The organism is Idiomarina sp. (genome assembly GCF_048260185.1).
Lineage (GTDB): Bacteria > Pseudomonadota > Gammaproteobacteria > Enterobacterales > Alteromonadaceae > Idiomarina.
Genome location: NZ_JBLXHB010000001.1, coordinates 181,985 through 198,202, shown reverse-complemented (window position 1 = coordinate 198,202; position 16,218 = coordinate 181,985). Strand labels below are relative to the sequence as shown.

The 16,218-nt window shown below is 47.8% G+C and carries 12 protein-coding genes; 6 read left to right on the top strand and 6 right to left on the bottom strand.

Annotated features, from left to right (window positions below):
• Nucleotides 1–4 precede the first annotated feature (4 nt).
• Nucleotides 5–511 carry a hypothetical protein gene (locus ACN0RF_RS01040; protein ID WP_286822886.1) on the top strand — a complete coding sequence of 169 codons (507 nt, stop codon included), beginning with the start codon at nucleotides 5–7 and terminating at the stop codon, nucleotides 509–511.
• Here the strand turns inward: ACN0RF_RS01040 and ligA are convergent.
• The 3 genes from ligA to smc are packed head-to-tail and all read right to left on the bottom strand — an operon-like array spanning nucleotide 508 to nucleotide 6,987.
• Nucleotides 508–2,520, bottom strand: coding sequence for an NAD-dependent DNA ligase LigA (gene ligA, locus ACN0RF_RS01035; protein WP_417437736.1), 2,013 nt, complete (start codon nucleotides 2,518–2,520; stop codon nucleotides 508–510). The two genes, ACN0RF_RS01040 and ligA, sit on opposite strands and share 4 nt — an antisense overlap.
• A gap of 12 nt (nucleotides 2,521–2,532) precedes the next feature.
• Nucleotides 2,533–3,504, bottom strand: a complete 972-nt coding sequence (gene zipA / locus ACN0RF_RS01030) for a cell division protein ZipA (protein ID WP_417437735.1) — start codon at nucleotides 3,502–3,504, stop codon at nucleotides 2,533–2,535.
• 24 nt (nucleotides 3,505–3,528) lie between these two features.
• Nucleotides 3,529–6,987 (bottom strand): chromosome segregation protein SMC, encoded by a 3,459-nt coding sequence (gene smc / locus ACN0RF_RS01025; protein WP_417437734.1) that lies wholly within the window; start codon nucleotides 6,985–6,987, stop codon nucleotides 3,529–3,531.
• 145 nt (nucleotides 6,988–7,132) lie between these two features.
• On the opposite strand from smc, the gene cysZ reads away from it, so the two are divergent.
• The gene (cysZ, locus tag ACN0RF_RS01020) at nucleotides 7,133–7,873 is read left to right on the top strand and encodes a sulfate transporter CysZ (protein WP_417437733.1); all 741 of its coding nucleotides are present in this window, start codon (nucleotides 7,133–7,135) and stop codon (nucleotides 7,871–7,873) included.
• 25 nt (nucleotides 7,874–7,898) lie between these two features.
• Here the strand turns inward: cysZ and rmuC are convergent, their stop codons facing one another.
• Both rmuC and ACN0RF_RS01010 read right to left on the bottom strand, forming a co-directional pair.
• Nucleotides 7,899–9,242, bottom strand: coding sequence for a DNA recombination protein RmuC (rmuC, locus tag ACN0RF_RS01015; protein WP_417437732.1), 1,344 nt, complete (start codon nucleotides 9,240–9,242; stop codon nucleotides 7,899–7,901).
• Nucleotides 9,242–10,765, bottom strand: a complete 1,524-nt coding sequence (locus ACN0RF_RS01010; protein WP_417437731.1) for a fumarate hydratase — start codon at nucleotides 10,763–10,765, stop codon at nucleotides 9,242–9,244. Before ACN0RF_RS01010 ends, rmuC begins: the two co-directional genes overlap by 1 nt.
• A gap of 137 nt (nucleotides 10,766–10,902) precedes the next feature.
• Between ACN0RF_RS01010 and pabB the strand changes: the two genes are divergently transcribed.
• The 3 genes from pabB (at nucleotide 10,903) to ACN0RF_RS00995 (ending at nucleotide 14,366) form a co-directional block, all read left to right on the top strand.
• Entirely contained in the window at nucleotides 10,903–12,282 is a 1,380-nt protein-coding gene (pabB, locus tag ACN0RF_RS01005; protein ID WP_417437730.1) for an aminodeoxychorismate synthase component I, read from the top strand.
• Complete coding sequence (locus ACN0RF_RS01000) at nucleotides 12,282–12,896, top strand: CoA pyrophosphatase (RefSeq protein WP_417437729.1); 615 nt, start codon at nucleotides 12,282–12,284, stop codon at nucleotides 12,894–12,896. The genes pabB and ACN0RF_RS01000 overlap by 1 nt, the downstream gene beginning before the upstream one ends.
• Nucleotides 12,897–12,992: 96 nt before the next feature.
• Complete coding sequence (locus ACN0RF_RS00995) at nucleotides 12,993–14,366, top strand: L-serine ammonia-lyase (RefSeq protein WP_417437728.1); 1,374 nt, start codon at nucleotides 12,993–12,995, stop codon at nucleotides 14,364–14,366.
• A gap of 23 nt (nucleotides 14,367–14,389) precedes the next feature.
• On the opposite strand, the gene cysB is transcribed toward ACN0RF_RS00995, so the two are convergent.
• Nucleotides 14,390–15,364, bottom strand: coding sequence for an HTH-type transcriptional regulator CysB (cysB, locus tag ACN0RF_RS00990; protein ID WP_011234945.1), 975 nt, complete (start codon nucleotides 15,362–15,364; stop codon nucleotides 14,390–14,392).
• A gap of 137 nt (nucleotides 15,365–15,501) precedes the next feature.
• Between cysB and ACN0RF_RS00985 the strand changes: the two genes are divergently transcribed.
• On the top strand, nucleotides 15,502–16,185 hold the full coding sequence (locus ACN0RF_RS00985) for a sensor histidine kinase (protein ID WP_287796483.1): 684 nt from the start codon (nucleotides 15,502–15,504) through the stop codon (nucleotides 16,183–16,185).
• The last annotated feature ends 33 nt before the right edge of the window (nucleotides 16,186–16,218 follow it).

Sequence of the window (16,218 nt, the reverse complement as noted above, 5' to 3'; positions counted from 1 at the left end):
ACCTATGAACAACGTAAAATACTTTTTTGTCTTTGCAGCGCTATTATTTAGCGCTCAAACTTTAGCCGACTGGAAAGCGGAAGGTAATGGTAAAGTTATCTACCCGTCAGGTCGTACGGAACCTTTAACCTTTGGTTTTGAGTATAAAAAGGTTTATGACACCATTATTTTTACTGCCGGCAAGTCGCAAATGCGTACGTCAGAAATGCCGCCAAATTACATCCTTAACCTGTTTGTAAATAAGCAAGGTCAGGTTTACGTAGCAGAATTCGCTAATGGTTTTTTCAAAGGTTTCGAGCTCAATATTGGAGACCATAAAGTCAGCATTAATCATCGGCAAGAGTTTGACGAAGATGAGCCCTTGAAGCACTTGCGTGTACAAATCGACGATCGCAGTTTTCTGTTGGAAACCACCCACCCGACTATCCGGTTCGAGTTTGACGAAGAAAAAGGCATTGTCGATATCAATGGCTCAGGCCTTCTGAAAGACCTGAGCGCAAAAGGACGTTAGTCGCTGAGCAGCTCAGCTAACCCATTCTCGTCTAGTATATCAAGCCCAAGGGACTGGGCTTTGGTCAGTTTTGAACCAGCATTTTCTCCGGCAACCAGCGCGGTTGTCTTTTTAGAAACACTGGAAGCAACTTTCGCCCCTAAGGCTTCTAAAGCAGACTTCGCTTCATCCCGGGTCATGGTCGACAAGGTACCGGTAATAACATAGGTATTGCCGGATAAGCGGTCACTTTGCACGGAGCTTGCCTCATCCCCCTCAGGCCAGGAAATAAACTCACGTAATTCCTTAACCACCTGCTGGTTATGGGTTTCATGGAAAAAAGACACAATGTGCTTAGCGACAACAGCGCCGACATCCGGAACTTCCTGTAGCTGTTCACTTTCAGCGGCAATTAAAGCATCCAGATTTTTGAAATGATTCGCCAGCGCGTTAGCCGTCGCTTCCCCTACTTCCCTAATACCTAATGCATAGATAAAGCGGGCTAAGGTTGTTTCCTGCGTGGCTTTAATAGCATTTCGTAGATTTTCAGCAGACTTAGCGCCCATTCGTGGCAAAGTCGCTAACTCGGCTTTGGACAGACGATAAAGATCGGCCGGTGATTTTATCCAGTCCCGCTCCACCAGTTGCTCGACAATTTTATCGCCCAGACCGTCAATATCCATGGCTTTACGGGAAGCAAAGTGTTTAATCGCTTCCTTTCGCTGAGCTGCACAGTACAAACCACCGGTACAGCGGGCAACGGCCTCTCCCTCAACGCGTTCAATTTCGGATTCACAAATTGGGCAATGTTGAGGAAATTCAATTACCTCAGTGCTGTCAGGACGTTTATCTTTTATGACGCTGACCACTTGCGGAATAACATCACCCGCGCGGCGAATACTGACACAGTCGCCAATACGTACGCCTAATCGTTCAATTTCATCCGCATTATGCAAAGTGGCATTAGATACTGTAACGCCGCCCACATTAACCGGTTCCAGACGCGCTACTGGCGTTATCGCGCCGGTGCGACCAACCTGAAAGTCAACTCCGGTAATAGTTGTCAGTTGCTCCTGTGCGGGAAACTTACGTGCAATAGCCCAGCGCGGCGCGCGTGCGACAAAGCCTAAGTCCTGTTGCAAGCGAATAGAATCCACTTTAAAAACTACGCCATCAATATCGTAATTTAAGCTATCCCGGCGGGCTAAAATAGCTTCATAGTAATCGTCACAACCCTGTACGGAGTCTACCGTCTTTATTTCAATATTCACCGGCAGCCCCCACTCTTTCAGCTGCAGCAAGCGCTGGTGATGGCTGTCAGGAAGTTGTGTGGTTTCTGATATTAACCCCAGACTGTAAGCATAAAAGTGCAAAGGGCGTTTTGCGGTAATTCTGGAGTCTAACTGGCGTAAACTTCCTGCCGCCGCATTTCGGGGGTTAGCAAAGACCTTTTCATCGCGCAGCCGGGCTTGTTCATTGAAGCGTTCAAAAGCCCCTAACGGCATAACCACTTCACCGCGCACTTCCAGTCGCTCCGGGACATTACCAGAGAGCTTTAACGGCACGTTACGTATGGTCTTAACGTTCTCGGTAATATCTTCACCCCTTTGTCCGTCGCCACGGGTCGCACCACGCACTAACAGGCCATTTTCATACAGTAAGCTGACCGCAGCGCCATCAAGCTTAGGCTCACAGCAAAAAGTCACAGTTTGATTGGTATCCAGCCGCTGTTCAACGCGCTTGCTAAAAGCCTCAAATTCATCGACAGAAAAAGCGTTATCCAGTGACAACATGGGAACTTCATGTTGAACACTTCTAAACTGACCTAATGGCTTACCACCCACTTTCATAGTTGGAGACTGAGCACTTTTTAAATCCGGGTGCTCAGTTTCCAGGGTTTTCAGTTCCCGGAAAAGACGATCATACTCAGCGTCCGGCACTGACGGTTCGTCATTTTCATAATATTCCTGGTTGTAACGATTAAGTAATTGTTCCAGCTCTTGCATGCGCTGGTGAACAGACTGATTCATAGTGACCTGTAATTAAGCTGAGTGTTTACGTTCAAATTCACGAATACGCTGGCGTGCTTCGTGAATAGACTGGCGGGTCAATAATTGACGCTGGCCATCCAGAACCTGCCCCTGAGGAATTTCGGTAGCGAGTTTTTTAGCCGCATTCAACATCATATTAAAGGCCTGCTGACCGTCAAATTTCATGGGTAAGGCCATAAAAAACGCGACGCCGTCGGTTTCAAAGTTTTCCATGTTATCCAGGTCAAACGTGCCGGGGTTGAACATGTTGGCGACACTAAAAATCATTGGTCCGGTGCCTGCGGTGTTTTCATAGCGGTGGAAAATACCCAGTTCTCCAAATTTACAGCCCAGCTCGGTCATCATTTGCAACAATACTGCGCCCTGTACTGGCCCTTTAACGTGTAACGCAATAACTTCTTCCGGAGCTGACTCAAAATCATCATTCGTATCTGTACTGACTTCTGGTTCGGATTCAGGTTCTTGCTCAAGCTCCTGCTCCGACTCTTGCACAGAGCTCTGTTCGGCGGCACTTTTATAAGAGTCATCCGGCTCTGAAGGAACATCCCCATCAAACTTAAGCTCAGTTTGCTCTACTTCAACGGCTTCATCATTGCTGACACGCATCGAGGGTAATGAGTCAGACATATCGTCATCATTGCTAAGGTCCATCGACATTTGCTCGACAGCGTCGGCATCATTGTCTTGTGTTCTCACATTACTGTGCGACGATGTTTTTGCTTTTGGCTCAACGGCCTGGTCATGGTTGTAGCCGTCATCTGAACTCTCTTTCTTTAAAATCCGGACTTCGCCAATGCCGTCGTCATCAAAACCGGACGATTGCTGCTGACGGTTCTCTGCAACCCGCTGTTCACGCTGCCGTTGTTGCTGGTTACCTTTACGTATCTTCCATACACCATGCGCAACAATACCTGCTATTGCCAGGATCCCAAGAATACTGAGGGTTATTTGTAAACTGCCCATTTTTGCTCCATCAAGCTTATTTTGTTATCCGGCGTCTGTCATCGCCACAGCCTGTTCAACATCAACCGCTACCAATCTCGAAACGCCCGCTTCCTGCATTGTTACCCCTGCCAGATGGGTAGCCATTTCCATTGCCACTTTATTGTGGCTGATATAAATAAATTGTACTGATTCCGACATTTCACTCACCAGACGACAAAACCGTCCTACGTTAGCGTCATCTAAAGGAGCATCAACCTCATCTAACAGGCAAAAAGGTGCCGGATTCAAGCGAAATATCGCGAATACCAATGATAATGCGGTCAGTGCCTTTTCTCCACCGCTAAGCAAATGAATTGTACTGTTTTTCTTGCCCGGTGGTCTTGCCATGATGGTAACCCCGGTTTCCAGTAAGTCATCATCGGTAAGTTCGAGCGTAGCGCTGCCACCACCAAAAACTTTCGGAAACAGAATTTGTAAATCATGGTTTATCGCGTCAAAAGTGGTTTTAAACCGATGTCGCGTTTCCTTATCAATTTTACGAATCGCCGCTTCTAAAGTGTCTAACGCCGATGATAGATCATCCACTTGCTGGTCGAGGTACTGTTTACGTTCTCTTTGCGCTTCGGCTTCATCAATTGCCGCCAGGTTAATAGCGCCTAAGCGTTTGATTTTATTTTGTATTGACTCCAGCTCTTGCAGCCACTGCTTCTCATCAGCGTCGGAAGAGAGCTCTTCCAGTATATTTTTCAATGTAAGGCCTGTTTCAGCCAGAGTTTCCAGCACAGCCTGACTACGTTCCTGCAATTTAACCTGCTCAATTTCAGTACTCTGCATAGCCTCTTTGGCCTGGCCTATTTTGACCTGAATTGCAGATTGTCCTTGAGTTATTTGCTGCAAGTCGTGCTCTAACCGCGACAATTGCTGGCGTTGCTCCTGCAATTGTTCCGCAACTTCACCGCGCTTATCCAGCAGCTCGGTTAACTGTTCATCGAGTGCAGTTTCATTTTCATCCGTGTCTGCAGTCTGCTGCTCACTTCGTTCCTGCAAAAGTTGCTGGTAACGTTGTTCACTGCGCTGCAGTAATTTCTGTAACTGTGCAGCCTGAGCCTGTAAATTCTGCTGTTGCATTGTCATCTGCTGCTGTTGGCTACGCAGTTGCTGTAACTGTTCATCTTCGGCACGAACTTTAGACTCCAGTTGCTCACCGTAGTCTTCATCAACCTGCTCCGTTTGCTCCAGTAGCAGTTCAAACTCTTCCAACTGCATTTCAACCTGCTGTTGCTGCTCAGCAGCATTTTCCGCCTGCAGTCGTTGCTCTTGCTGTTTATCTTGCAGGCTCGTTAGCTGCTGCTGTAGTTGTTCAGCCTGCTGTAGGTTCCACTGCAGTCGCTCTTCAACTTTACTCTGCTGGTTACGAATCTGCTGAACCTGTTCCTGAACTTGCTCCAACTGCTCTTGCGCCTGTTCAACCTGCGTCTGAGTTTGCTCCAGCTGCGTATCACTTTCAGATAGCCTGGAAGCCAGAACCTGCAGCTGCTCTAGAAGGTTTTGGCGCTGTGTCTGCAGATGAAGAACACTGTTATCCTCATCAACACGAGCCGCAATAAAACCGTCCTGCCAATACCAGTTACCGGTTTTCGATACCGCAAAACTGGCGTTGCTCTGTTGTAATTGCTGCTCCGCATTAGCATCATGCTCAATAGCCAGACACTGCTGTAGCGGTGCCCAATAGCGTAACGGACCTTTGACTTTACTGGCCAGAGACCAGCTTTCAGGCTCTTGCTCACTTACAGGCCACACCAGCTTCACCCCGGAAACCGCTTCTAATTCTTGCGGAGCGTGTTCCAGAACCACGGCATCCAGCCAGTCAAAAGCCAGCTGTTCAACCGCCATTTCCCAGCCACTTTCAGCCTGAAGTAATTCCCTTACCTTCAAGCTGTCTGGATAGTTTTTCTGTAACCATTGTTCACTACGGCTGTCGTTATTTTGCTTCCCTTCCAGCAGTTGCTCAATGGCGGTTAACTGAGCCTGAGCTTTGTCTTGTTGCTGCTGACTCTGTCGGTGCTGTTGCTGCTGATCTTTAAATGCTTGCTGCAGAGTCTGTAGTTGCTGCTTACTGTGCTGATACCGAGTTTCTTCCTGCTCCAGCTGACGTTTTAACTCCACCAGAGCCTGTTCGTTCTCGTCAACAGCTAATGCTTGTTCCTGTTGCTGCAACTCTTGTTGCTGGCTGTGAAATTGTTCCACTTGTTGCAACGCATACTGTTGGCTTTGTTTCAGCTGCTGCAGTTTAAGTTGCGCCTGCTGTTGCTGTTTTTCGACATCGCGTTGCTGCTGTTGCTGCTGTCGTTGTTGTTGCTGCCACTGACGCCATTTCTCATTAGCTTGCTGAGACTGTTCAGTCACGCTTTCCAGCTGTTCCTCAACCTGCTCCAGTTGCGGCTCCAGCATCAGTTGCTGTTCTTCCAGTTGCTCTCTTTGCAGGCGGTCATCCGCCAGTTGCTCGTTAAGCTGCTCTATTTCTTCGTTTAACTGCTGCTGTCGCTGGCTGCGTTGCTCTTTTAGTTCCTGCTGATGTTTCAGGGTTTGTTCAATACGAGTTATTTCATTACCTACCGAGAACATCTTTTCCTGCGACTGTTCAACCCTGTCGCGCGCTTCTTCTGCCTGCTCTTTCAGTTCAATAGCACCGCGCTCATCACCACTTTGCTGTGCCTGCCAGCGTTCAAGCTCGGTTTGCTGTTCGGCGTATTGCGCCTGCAACTGCTGTCGTTGATTATCCAGTTTCAGCCAACGTAAGGCCTGCAACTCGCCTTTAAATTTACGCTCACTGGCCTTTAGTTCTTTATAACGAATGGCAGCCGCCGCCTGACGCTCCAGCTTCTCCAGCTGTTGACCCAGCTCTTCGCGAACGTCACTCAGGCGCTCAAGGTTCTCGCGCGTATGCAGCATTCGGTTTTCGGTTTCTTTGCGACGTTCTTTGTATTTTGAAATGCCTGCGGCTTCTTCAATAAACACCCGCAGTTCCTGCGGACGTGATTCAATCAGGCGGGAAATCATGCCCTGCTCAATAATGGCGTAGCTGCGCGGACCCAGCCCGGTTCCCAGAAATAAATCGGTAATATCACGGCGACGACAACGACTGCCGTTCAAAAAGTAATTAGACTGGCCGTCGCGGGTCACCAGACGCTTAACCGAAATTTCATTGAATGCCGCATACTCCCCCTGAATACGCCCCGAACTGTTATCAAAAACCAGTTCAACACTGGCCTGAGAAACCGGTTTACGGGCGCTGGAGCCATTAAAAATCACATCGCTCATGGCATCGCCACGCAGGTTTTTGGCCGAACTTTCACCCAGCACCCAGCGCACGGCATCAATCACATTGGATTTGCCACAGCCGTTCGGACCGACGACACAGGTCATTTGGTCAGGAAAGGGAACTTTGGTTGGATCCACAAAGGATTTGAAGCCAACTAATTTGATGTGTTTTAGGCGCATTCAGTTGTTTTTATTATCAATTTAATACGACGGTTTATTATCACAAGACTCTAGCAGATCCGGTAGCCATTTGTAACAATTTAGCCCGCACATTGCCATTGTATTGCCTTATTATACTAAGCAAATTAAAACCTCTGGAGTTTTCATGCAAAAAGCAGCCTACAGCAACTCGGGATTAGCTTACATAGGACGCGGTTTAGAACTTATCCGAACCAAAGGTCTTCGGCGCTATGTTGTGGTGCCTATTCTGACCAACCTTATCCTGTTCTCGCTTGCTTTCACCTGGCTGTATGGCGAAGTCGACTATTGGTTGAACCGCTTTATGAGCTGGTTGCCCGACTTTTTCCAATGGCTGGAGTTTATTTTATGGCCACTGGCGGTTATTACCATTATTGCGCTCTTCTCGTTTATTTTTAGTACCATCATGCATTTAATTGCAGCTCCTTTTAACGGGCTTCTGGCAGAAAAAGTGGAACGTTATGAAAGTGGCGAGAGCTTAGGCGACGAGGGTTTTCTGGGGCTGTTTATAGATATTCCGCGCACGCTAAAACGCGAAATGCAAAAACTTATGTACTACATTCCGCGGGCGCTCGGCTTCTTTTTGCTATCGCTCGTTATTCCGGTTATTGGGCAGGTACTTTGGTATGTCTTTGTCTGCTGGATGATGTCGATACAATACTTAGATTACCCGTTCGATAATCACAAACTGTCGTTTCCGCGTATGCGGTCTGAATTGCACCAACAACGCAGTAAAACCTTAGGGTTTGGATTCGGGGTAACCGTGCTGACCATGATACCGCTAATTAATCTGATTATTATGCCGCTGGCGGTTTGTGGAGCAACTTCGTTATGGGTCGACCATTATCGTCGCAGCGCATTAAGTTGATAAAAGCAGATGACTGAGCCTGGGCTCAGTCGTTTTTCTTATCTGCACCATCAGATTCTATGCCTTCCGGATTGGTTTCGTCGGAATCGAGGTAATCCGGGTTTAACCGTTTATTGGTTTGCACACCCATTTGGCGGAATTTATCCACCCGCCCAATGAGATTACCGCGTCCTGTGCTCAGCTTCTTCATGGCTTCCTGATAACGGTTATCCAAAGTTTGTAAGCCGTTACCAATTTTCTCCAGGTCTTCTACAAAGCCCACAAACTTGTCGTATAAGCGTGCAGCATCAGTCGCTATTTTCTCAGCATTCTGGTTCTGATACTCATACTGCCAGATGTTATGCACCGTACGCAGAGCAACGAGCAAATTAGTTGGGCTGACCAGCATAATCTGGTTATCCAGCGCCAGCCGGATAAGCTCCGGATCACGGTCAACCGCCAGCAAAAACGCCGGTTCAATCGGAATAAACATCAACACATAATCCAGCGTGCGCAGCCCTTCCAACTGGTGGTAGCTCTTTTTACCCAACTGTTTTATATGTTGTTTAAGCGACTGAACGTGCTCGTTTAATGCCCGTTCGCGGTCTGCATCGTCGTCAGAATTAAAATACCGCTCGTAGGCCGACAAACTGACTTTTGAGTCGATAACCACATCTTTTTTATTCGGCAAATGCACAATCACATCCGGTTTGAACGACTTACCGTCTTCATCGCGGTGATGCTCCTGTGTCTGATACTCGTGCCCTTCACGTAACCCGGACTGCTCCAGAATACGCTCCAGTACCACTTCACCCCAGTTACCCTGTTGCTTGGTGTCGCCTTTTAATGCACGGGTTAAAGCTTCAGCCTCAGACGCCATTTGGCGATTTAAGTCCTTAAGCGACATCACTTCATTTTTAAGTGCCGAACGCTCTTTGGTCTCATCCGTGTATTGCTGGGTGATTTGCTTTTTAAACGCATCAATTTGCTGTTTGAATGGCTCCAACGTTGCCTGCAAAGACTGCTGATGATGTTGCTGCAGCCCTTTGGACTTCTCATCAAAAATACGGTTGGCTAAATTTTCAAACTGCTGGGTCAGGCGTTCTTCGCTAACCTTCAGCAAGTTCAGCTTCTCTTCCGCGGTTTTCTGCTCATGCTCAGCCCGAGCTAAAGTTTCACGCAAGCGGCTGTCTTTTTCATACACATCGTGCTGAAGTTCATCAATGCGCTCGCGAAGAATGTCCGACTCTTGCTCCAGTGCCGCATTTTGTTGTTCTGCCTGTAAACGCAAACGGCGCTGCTGTTGCCAAAGCAACAACAACGCCGTAACGACAGTCACAACCGGCACTCCAATTATTGCCATCCATTGCCACAGTGCCAGCGACATCATTAAGCTCCTAATTTTTCATTAAGGTCAGCAATTTTCGCTTTCCAAATAGCAGGACCTTGAGTATGCGCGTTTTGACCATCGCTATCCACAGCAACAGTGACCGGCATGTCTTCCACTTCAAATTCGTAAATGGCTTCCATACCTAAATCTTCAAAGGCCACCACACGAGATTTCTTAATAGCTTTAGCCACTAAGTAAGCCGCGCCGCCAACGGCCATCAGATAAACGGCTTTGTGCTTACGAATACTTTCTACGGCTTCGGGGCCACGCTCTGCTTTACCGACCATACCAATAATACCGGCTTCTTCCAGCATCTGGTCCGTAAATTTATCCATACGCGTAGAGGTTGTAGGACCTGCCGGACCAACAACTTCATCACCCACAGGGTCTACCGGTCCTACGTAGTAAATAAAGCGGTTGTTGAAATCAACCGGCAACTCTTCACCGTTATCCAACATACCTTTAATGCGCTTGTGAGCGGCATCGCGACCAGTGAGTAACTTACCGGACAAGAGCACAGTTTCACCCATTTTCCAGTCCTGAATGTCTTCTTTGGTCACTTCATCCAGGTTTACACGACGAGCATCATCACCCAGCTCAAAAGTCACATCCGGCCAGTCTTCCAGTTTCGGCGGAATTAAATCAGCCGCCCCGCTGCCGTCTAGCGTAAAGTGAACGTGACGGGTGGCTGCACAGTTCGGAATTAAGGTCACCGGCTTAGAGGCTGCGTGGGTTGGTAAGGATTTAATTTTCACATCCAGCACCGTCGTTAAACCACCCAAGCCCTGAGCACCAATACCCAAGGCATTCACGCGATTAAAAATTTCTAAACGCAACTCTTCTTCGGCATTTTGCGGGCCACGCTCAATCAACTCATGGATATCAACAGATTCCATCAGCGATTCTTTTGCCAATACCGCTGACTTCTCAGCTGTACCGCCAATACCAATACCCAGCATACCCGGCGGGCACCATCCAGCGCCCATCTTGGGCAAAGTTTCAACAACCCAGTCGGCAATAGAGTCACTGGGGTTCAACATAGCCATTTTCGATTTGTTCTCAGAACCACCACCTTTAGCGGCAATCATCACTTCAATTTCGTTGCCCGCCACCATATCAATATGCACCACAGCTGGCGTGTTATCGCCGGTGTTCTTACGGGCTCCCGCTGGGTCTGCCACTATAGAAGCACGCAGTGGGTTGTCCGGGTTGTTATAAGCACGGCGAGTACCCTCATCCACCATTTGCTGAACGGTCAGGTCGGTTTTATCCCATTGCACGCCCATGCCCACTTTCACAAAACAGGTGACAATACCGGTGTCCTGGCAAATTGGACGATGCCCTTGCGCAGACATACGCGAGTTAGTCAGCACCTGAGCAATAGCGTTTTTCGCCGCTTCGCTCTCTTCACGCTGGTATGCCTCATCCAGAGCTTTAATAAAATCCAGTGGGTGATAATAAGAGATGTACTGCAACGCATCTGCAATACTGTCAATAAAATCGGCCTGACGAATGGTGGTCATGGAACTGCCTCTTGGTTAACTTTTGCGTGGCGCTATAATAGCGTTTTCACTAACAACTGACCAGTGCCACTGACCGGCGAATATTTGCTGTGGTAGTATATTGGTAATGAATAACTAGCCTGAATTGCGAGCATGATGTGAGTGTTTTCCCGGATCTCTGTGCGATAAAACTTGATTGCGAAGCCTCAGCTTTTGAGTTGTTTCAGCGTTGTCAGCATGAAAGCTACGCTCTATTACTGGACTCTGCCGCACAAAGCCACGAGAACTGTGCCTACGATATTATCTTCCGACAACCAGATCTGGTTTTAAGCAGCAAAGCAGGCAAGTTAAATGTAGCAACAGACGCTCCTTTAGAACTGCCGCCTGCCCCCGAAAACGCAGCCGAGCTTTGCCGTTATGCCGAGCAATTGAATCAGTTATCAGGTCATTATTCGGGGCCTGCTAAACTGCCTTTTCAGGGTGGCTTTGCTGGTGCTGTCGGCTATGACCATGGCCGTTCGCTGGAAGTCATCCCTGAGTTTAATGCAGACACCTATCAGTCTCCCGATGCCGTGCTGGCCTACTATAGTCAGGCGTTGATTATCGACCGGCAGAGCAACGCGGTCTGGTTAGTTGCGCCAATAGAAGGGTCAGAAGAGCTTCGAGAATTCTGGGAACAGCCAGTAGCAACAAAAAAGCCTGACGCTTTTCAATTGCTAAGTGACTGGCAAAGCAATATGAACGAGCTGCAGTACACCGAGAAATTTAAGGCCGTGCAAAACTACCTGCTGGCCGGAGATGCCTACCAAATTAATTTAGCGCAACGCTATTCAGCCCGTTATCGAGGCAGTGAATGGTCCGCTTACCTTAAATTACGACAAGCGAATTCAGCACCGTTTTCTGCCTTTATGCGCCTTCCCGGCAGCGCTATTCTGAGCCTGTCGCCGGAACGCTTTCTGCTAACCGACGCCAAGGGGCAGGTAGAAACAAAACCCATTAAAGGTACGCGTCCGCGGTTTGAAGATTCGCGCGAAGACAAGGCTAGTCAGCAGGCTCTGTTAACCTCAGAAAAGGATCGGGCAGAAAACCTGATGATTGTGGATTTACTGCGTAATGATCTCAGTAAAAACTGTGAGCCGGGCAGCATCGAAACACCAAGCTTGTTTGCCATAGAGAGTTTTCCGGCGGTTCACCACCTGGTATCGACCATTATTGGCAAACTACAACCCGACCGTACCGCATTAAGTTTGTTTAACGGCGCTTTCCCGGGCGGTTCTATTACTGGCGCACCGAAAATTCGGGCAATGCAGATTATTGAAGAGCTGGAGCCCCATCGGCGTAATATTTATTGTGGCAGTATGGGCTACTTTTCTCAGCACGGTCGCAGTGATACCAGCATTACCATTCGCACGCTGCTTGCCGAAAATGATCACTTATATTGCTGGGCGGGTGGCGGTCTTGTTGCTGATTCAACAGCAGCAGATGAGTATCAGGAAACCAAAGACAAAGTGTCACGCATATTGCCGGTACTAGCCTAATGACCATTAATACTCGCGCTGATTTTATTCGACGCTTTAGTCTTTACCCTTCACCGCCGGTTGAGCGCAGAATTGATGAGCCTTTGCGCAAACGTTTGCGTCCTGCAGCGGTGTTAATTCCAATTATTGAGCGTCCGCATGGACTGTCTCTAATACTCACCCGGAGATCCAGCAAATTACGCAAGCATGCGGGTCAAATCAGCTTCCCCGGAGGTCGCTTTGACGAAACCGATAACGACTTACTGGACACGGCTCTGCGGGAAACCGAAGAGGAGATTGGCCTGCCCCGCAGTCAGGTCGAAGTCATAGGACGTTTACACGACTACCCGGTGCTGTCTTATTTTATGATTCGCCCTTATGTGGCTTTTGTCTCACCGCAACAGCCGCTGGTTGCCCAGGAAAGTGAAGTCGCTGAGATTTTTGAAGTACCGCTGGCTGATATTCTCGACCACGGAAACCACTACGTTTATCGTATTCGGAAATTTATCTACGACCGCGTGTATTTTATTCCCTGGCAGCACCGGAATATTTGGGGCGCAACCGCCGGTATCTTGCGTGAATTATCAGAACAGTTACAACCCGACGGCAAAAATTACTTCAGACCACTGAACTGACCACTTATTTTTGCTTAAAACTTGCTTCCCCCCACATGAATCATGCGACAATACTATAATAAACAGAATACGCATGCGCGACAGGTAAGGATAAATATGATCAGCGTTTTTGATATCTATAAAATTGGTATTGGTCCTTCCAGTTCTCATACTGTAGGGCCGATGAAAGCAGCCTATGAATTTTTGCATGCCGCAAAGAAATCAGGGCATCTAAATAACGCCGATGGCATAAAAGTCGAACTGTTCGGTTCACTTGGCCAAACGGGTAAAGGTCATGGTACCGGCAAAGCTGTTATCCTGGGACTGGTCGGTGAGACTCCCGAAACAGTAGACACTGACAGCGTGGAAGACTTTCTGGAGCAAACACGTAAAACTGAAAAATTGAATTTGCTTGGCGAAAAAGAAGTTTCCTTTCCCAGCGAGGGCGCAATTACTTTCCACCGCCGCAAAACCATGCCCAAACATGCCAACGCCATGGAACTCAAGCTGCTAAAAGACGGTGAGATCATCTACAGCGACTTGTATTACTCCATCGGCGGTGGCTTCATTGTCCGCGATGAAGATTTTGACGAGACTTTGGAAGAAGCGATAGAGCAGTCGTCTAAACCTATTCCATATCCGTTTGACAGTGCTGCAGACCTTCTCGGGCATTGCAAAGAGCACGGCATGCGCATGAGTTCATTAATGATGGCTAACGAAAAAGTCTTCCGCAGTGAAGAGGATATTCGGGCCGGGTTAATGAAGATTTGGCGCACCATGCAGGAAAGTATCAAAAACGGTATTACTACCGAAGGCATTCTGCCGGGTGGACTTAAAGTGCGTCGCCGCGCGTCCTCTTTATATCAGCGACTGAAAAAAGAGAAATCCAGCGATGCCATGCAGGTCATGGACTGGGTCGATTTATACGCTTTAGCCGTTAACGAAGAAAATGCCGCAGGCGGGCGCATCGTAACAGCCCCGACTAACGGAGCCGCGGGCATTATTCCTGCGGTAATGAGCTACGCTGACAGATTCATCGAAACTCTGGACGAAGATGCAGTCGTGCGCTTTTTACTGACTTCAGCTGCTATCGGTATTCTTTATAAGAAAAATGCTTCAATTTCAGGTGCTGAAGTCGGTTGTCAGGGTGAAGTGGGTGTTGCCTGTTCAATGGCCGCTGGTGCCCTGGCCGAATTTATGGGCGGTGACCCGTCAAGAGTCGAGAATGCGGCAGAGATAGGTATGGAGCATAACCTCGGCTTAACCTGCGACCCGGTGGGCGGTTTAGTACAAGTACCCTGTATTGAACGAAATGCCATGGGCTCGGTTAAAGCCATTAATGCCGCCCGCTTAGCCATGCGTGGTGAAGGCGATCATAAAGTGTCTCTGGATAAAGTGATTAAAACCATGTGGGACACCGGCAACGACATGAAAACCAAGTACAAAGAAACCGCTCGCGGCGGTTTGGCAGTCAATATTATTGAATGTTAACCGGTTGGTACTGCTGCCGATGCTTAGCGCATCGGCAGTGAACAGCTATCAAAGAGTTTATCAATCTCATCCTGACTTTTTAGCTGAGTAGCTTTTTGCACCCTATCGCGCGTTAAGTGCGGTGCAAAATTCTCAATAAAGTCGTACATATAGGTACGTAAAAATGTTCCGCGCCGGAAACCTATCTTAGTCGTACTATGAGCAAACATATGCTCTGCAGGTATCGCCACTAAGTCGGTATCTTCTTTCGGGTCGTAAGCCATACTCGCCAGAACCCCAATACCCAATCCCATTCTGACGTAGGTTTTTATCACGTCGGCATCGGTTGCTGTAAATACAATTTTAGGCTCATGCCCGGCATCGGCAAAAGCTTTATCTAACTCGGAACGTCCGGTAAAACCATGCACATAAGTAACCAAAGGAAACTGAGCGATATCATCAATAGTTAGCTTACTCAGTTGCGTCAGCGGGTGTGATTTAGGCACAACAATAGACCGGTTCCAGTGATAACAAGGCAACATAATAAGGTCGTGATACAAATGCAGCGCCTCGGTCGCAATAGCAAAATCTGCCCGCCCTTTCGCAGCCGCTTCACTAATTTGCTCCGGAGAGCCCTGATGCATATGCAATGAGACTTTTGGATATTGCTGAATAAATCGCTGAATAACGGACGGCAAGGCATAACGAGCCTGAGTATGGGTCGTCGCAATGTTGAGCTTGCCCTGGTTCGGCAAGGTATGCTCTGCAGCAACCGTCTTAATCGACTGAACGTTATCCAGAACCTGCTGCGCAACCGCTATTATGTCTTTACCTGCAGGCGTTATGTGAGTCAGGTGTTTGCCTGTCCGGCCAAATATCTGCACGCCCAGCTCGTCTTCCAGCATTCTGACTTGTTTACTAATGCCCGGCTGCGAGGTGAATAAGCTTTCAGCCGTAGCAGAAACATTCAGGTTATGATTTGTTACTTCAACAATGTAACGTAACTGCTGTAATTTCATTGAGGAACGTGCCACTCTAGTTTGCTAAATGTGATATAAGAAAATACTATAATAATCTTGATAACTATGACAAATATAAAAGCTATCGCAACAGTATTTTGCCCAGGCTTCTATTTGAACCACAGGAACTGTCATCTATGACCCAACCCGCATTTGATTTTTCAACCGTCCTGGCTTCTTCCGTGCACGACATGAAAAATTCACTGTGCTTACTCATTCAGATGATAGAAGAAGTATCAGAACAGGTCGCTGACAGCAGTGCAACAGAAAAAATGGCGAAAGTCCATTATGAGGCTCAGCGTATCAATTCAAATTTGATGCAAATGCTCACGCTTTATCGCAACGACAATAACGCTTTACCACTCAATAGCGACCAGCACCACGTCGACGAACTTGTCGAAGAGCTGTTGCTAAACAATGAGCTCTACCTTGAGCAACGGAACATTACTGTCAGCACCGACATTGATGAGACAGTAACAGGCTGGTTCGACAGGGACCTAATCTTTAATCTGCTTAATGACATCATCATTAATGCAATGCGCTACACAGCCGATAAGCTCTTTATAAAAGTAGAGATAACCGAAGATGGTGGATGTCGTATTATGGTTCACGACAATGGCGACGGTTTTCCTGCTAGTATGCTGGAAAACGCCGCGATGCCGATACAGCAACTGAATATTCAGCAATCCCGGACGGGATTAGGTCTATACTTTGCTCAGATGATAGCCAGTGCCCATGAGCGAAATAATAAAAAAGGTTTTATCGAGCTGAAAAATAATGGACACTTAGGTGGTGGTGTTTTCTCTTTAACATTACCCTGAAAAATAATTATAACTTAACGAGCGTAATATGAT

Excerpts from the sequence above, each read along its gene's own strand:
- ACN0RF_RS01040 (WP_286822886.1), top strand. The coding sequence starts at position 5 with ATGAACAACGTAAAATACTTTTTTGTCTTTGCAGCGCTATTATTTAGC.
- ligA (WP_417437736.1), bottom strand. The coding sequence starts at position 2,520 with ATGAATCAGTCTGTTCACCAGCGCATGCAAGAGCTGGAACAATTACTT.
- zipA (WP_417437735.1), bottom strand. The coding sequence starts at position 3,504 with ATGGGCAGTTTACAAATAACCCTCAGTATTCTTGGGATCCTGGCAATA.
- smc (WP_417437734.1), bottom strand. The coding sequence starts at position 6,987 with ATGCGCCTAAAACACATCAAATTAGTTGGCTTCAAATCCTTTGTGGAT.
- cysZ (WP_417437733.1), top strand. The coding sequence starts at position 7,133 with ATGCAAAAAGCAGCCTACAGCAACTCGGGATTAGCTTACATAGGACGC.
- rmuC (WP_417437732.1), bottom strand. The coding sequence starts at position 9,242 with ATGATGTCGCTGGCACTGTGGCAATGGATGGCAATAATTGGAGTGCCG.
- ACN0RF_RS01010 (WP_417437731.1), bottom strand. The coding sequence starts at position 10,765 with ATGACCACCATTCGTCAGGCCGATTTTATTGACAGTATTGCAGATGCG.
- ACN0RF_RS01000 (WP_417437729.1), top strand. The coding sequence starts at position 12,282 with ATGACCATTAATACTCGCGCTGATTTTATTCGACGCTTTAGTCTTTAC.
- ACN0RF_RS00995 (WP_417437728.1), top strand. The coding sequence starts at position 12,993 with ATGATCAGCGTTTTTGATATCTATAAAATTGGTATTGGTCCTTCCAGT.
- cysB (WP_011234945.1), bottom strand. The coding sequence starts at position 15,364 with ATGAAATTACAGCAGTTACGTTACATTGTTGAAGTAACAAATCATAAC.
- ACN0RF_RS00985 (WP_287796483.1), top strand. The coding sequence starts at position 15,502 with ATGACCCAACCCGCATTTGATTTTTCAACCGTCCTGGCTTCTTCCGTG.